This is a genomic window from Micromonospora sp. KC207 (assembly GCF_004348615.1).
Taxonomy (GTDB): domain Bacteria; phylum Actinomycetota; class Actinomycetes; order Mycobacteriales; family Micromonosporaceae; genus Micromonospora.
The window spans coordinates 1-1,435 of record NZ_SMKJ01000581.1 but is presented as its reverse complement, the minus strand read 5'-3'; the positions used below and the strand labels follow the sequence as shown (position 1 = coordinate 1,435).

Annotated in this window: 1 protein-coding gene; it reads right to left on the bottom strand. The window is 75.3% G+C overall.

What is annotated here, in order from left to right:
* Positions 1-302: 302 nt before the first annotated feature.
* Positions 303-1,340, bottom strand: coding sequence for an aminotransferase class V-fold PLP-dependent enzyme (locus tag E1258_RS32625; RefSeq protein WP_132407829.1), 1,038 nt, complete (start codon positions 1,338-1,340; stop codon positions 303-305).
* Positions 1,341-1,435 lie beyond the last annotated feature (95 nt).

Below are 1,435 nucleotides of genomic sequence, written 5' to 3'. Positions count from 1 at the left end.
GACGGCTGGCAGAACATGCCCCTGACCGACGCCGCCCAGACCGTCCAGGTCTCGGCCTACCCCGACGCATACGCCCAATGGGAACAGCAGGCCGCCGACCTCGTCGCCCAGCACTGGAACAACTGACCCACACCCACAGACACAGACACGCACAGACACGCCACCGGCCGGGCCCCCACACAGGGGACCCGGCCGGCCGGCATGGTGGACTGTCGCCGGGCGGGCTTACGGACGGAACCGCGCACGCCGCCGCGGTGGGCCCGGCCGGCCGATCCGCCACGGCGGGCGGCGGCAACGGCCGGTCAGCCGGCAAGCGCCTCCAGGGCCAGGTCGACGTCGGCCTCGGTGGTGTAGAGATGGAACGAGGCCCGGACCCGGCCGGCGCGCACCGCCGCCCGGATGCCCGCCCGTTCCAGCTTCTCCTGCGCGCCGGGCACCTCGACAGCAACGATCGCGCTGTTTCCCGGCGGCCGACCCAGGCCGGCGAGGAACCGGTTGGCCAGTGTCACGTCGTGCTCGCGCACCGCCGGCAGGCCGATCTCGGCGAGCAGTTCCAGCGCGGGGGCGGTGCCGACCCAACTGAACCACGCCGGGGACTGGTCGAACCGCCGGGCGTCACTGGCCAGCCGCAGCGGCGGGCCGTAGTAGGAGGAGAACGGGTCCTCGCCCGCGTACCAGCCGGCGGCGTCGGGGCGCAGCCGCTCGCGCAGCGCGGGTGCCAGGTAGGCCAGGGCCGACCCGCGCGGCCCCATCAACCACTTGTACGCCCCGACCGCGACCACGTCGGCCAGGCCCGCGTCGAACGGCAGCCAGCCGCACGCCTGGGTCGCGTCCACGGCCACCAGCGCGCGGTGCGCCCGGGCGGCGGCGACGATCCGGTCGTAGTCGGCGACGGTGCCGTCGGCGGACTGCACCAGGCTGAACGCGACCAGGTCGGTGCCGGCGTCGATCGCGTCGACGAGGCCGGCGAGCGGGACCGTCCGCACCCGCACCCCCCGCTCGACCTGCGCCAGCCAGGGAAAGAGGTTGGAGGTGAACTCCACCTCCGGAACCACCACCGTGGCACTGGCCGGCAGGGCCGCCGCGACCGGGGCGAGCAGCCCGGAGACGGTGCTGCCGACCGCCACGTCGGTGGCCGGCACGCCGACCAGGCCGGCGAAGGCCGCCCGGGACCGCCGGGTCGCGTCGTTCCAACCCTCCCAGGAGGTACGTCCCGTCCGCCAGTCGGCCAGCGCCTCCTGCACCGCCGCCCAGCCCGGCTCGGGCGGCAGCCCGTAGCTGGCGGTGTTCAGCCAGCCGGGCTGCGGCTGCCACAGCTTGCGCGCCTGTTCCAACTCCATGCCACCGACCGTAGTGCGCCCGCGCCGCCGTCATGAGCGCCAATCGACCGACGGTGGCCGCCGCCCCCATTCGGACGCCGGCAGCGGGCTACGGC